Raw genomic sequence first — 1,418 nt, 5'->3', positions numbered from 1 at the left:
GAGAGGCGTTCCGCGGCGCGCCCGTAGTGCAGGGTCTCGGCGACGGCGACGAAGCTCTCCAGCTGGTTCAAGGTAAACACCGATTCATAATAGGTATCGCTAGATGCAGAAACAGTGTTGGACAGGTATCGCTGCGGGTTCTTACGGTGGTCGCAGTCACACAGGCACAGCCGTCATCCGCAGGAGGAGAACCCGATGCCCGCCTTCACCCCGACCGAACTCGCTCGGCAGCTCGGCTCCGGTCTGCTGTCGTTCCCGGTCACCCATTTCACCGGGGATCTGGAGTTCGACGAGGCCGCCTACCGGGACAACATCATCCGCCTGGGAAAGTACGAGGTAGCGGGCCTGTTCGCCGCGGGCGGCACCGGTGAGTTCTTCTCCCTGACCCCGCCCGAGGTCGGCCGGGTGGTGCGGGCCGCCGTCGAGAGCGCGCCGCAGGGCACCCCGATCCTCGCACCGGCCGGATACGGCACCGCGCAGGCGGTCGAGATGGCCCGCGACGCGGAGGCGGCCGGAGCCGACGGCCTGCTGCTGTTCCCGCCCTACCTCACCGAGGCCTCGCCCGGCGGGCTCGCCGACCATGTGCGCGCGGTCTGCGCGGCCACCTCGCTGAGCGTGGTGGTCTACGCGCGGGCCAATGCGAAGTACACCCCCGAGACACTGTCCGAACTCGCGGATACCTGCCCCAACCTGATCGGATACAAGGACGGTTTCGGCGACCTGGAATCCATCACCCGGATTCACTCGCGTCTCGGCGACCGCTTCGTCTACATCGGCGGGCTGCCCACGGCGGAGACCTTCGCACTGCCGTATCTGGAGCTGGGGGTCACCACCTACAGCTCGGCGATCTTCAACTTCCTGCCCGAGTTCGCGCTCACCTTCTACGACGCGGTGCGGGCCGGGGATCGGCCCACCGTGCGTCGCCTGCTCGACGAAATCGTGCTGCCCTACACCGCGATCCGCGATCGGAAGGCCGGCTACGCGGTCAGCATCGTGAAAGCCGGAATGCGCCTGACCGGCCACGATGCCGGTCCGGTACGCCCACCGCTGACCGACCTGGACGAGGCCGAGACGACAATGTTGTCCGACGTGGTCGAGAAGTCGCGCTCCGTCACCCGCTGAGCCCGGCTCGTCATACCGCCACGACACTGCAGAAGGAGAACCCCGTGTCCGATCGCTCGCTGCCCCAACCGGCAGGCGCCATGATCCTCGGAGCCGAGCCCGTACCGGGCGAGGGCGAGGAGGTGCGGTCCACCGATCCCCGCACCGGGGCGCCGCTCGGCCCCGCCTACCGGGCGGCCTCGGCCGAGCAGATCGACCGGGCCTGCGAACTGGCCGAACAGGCGTTCGCGGAGTTCCGGGCGACCACCGCGCAGCAGCGGGCCGGATTCCTGGAACGGGTCGCCGGACTGCTCGAC

2 protein-coding genes are annotated in these 1,418 nt (G+C 68.6%); both read left to right on the top strand.

Features of this window, described 5'->3' with window-relative positions; all coding sequences use genetic code 11:
• The first annotated feature begins 195 nt into the window (after positions 1-195).
• Positions 196-1,122 (top strand): 5-dehydro-4-deoxyglucarate dehydratase, encoded by a 927-nt coding sequence (gene kdgD / locus ACWDU1_RS32335; protein ID WP_450004215.1) that lies wholly within the window; start codon positions 196-198, stop codon positions 1,120-1,122.
• Positions 1,123-1,166: 44 nt separating this feature from the next.
• Positions 1,167-1,418: aldehyde dehydrogenase family protein (locus tag ACWDU1_RS32330; protein WP_450004214.1), on the top strand; the 252-nt coding region annotated here is incomplete at its 3' end.

The organism is Nocardia sp. NPDC003345 (assembly GCF_053589395.1).
This window is presented reverse-complemented; position numbering and strand designations above follow the sequence as displayed.

Bases quoted from the DNA above. Each gene is read 5' to 3' on its own strand.
- kdgD (WP_450004215.1), top strand. From the start codon at position 196: ATGCCCGCCTTCACCCCGACCGAACTCGCTCGGCAGCTCGGCTCCGGT.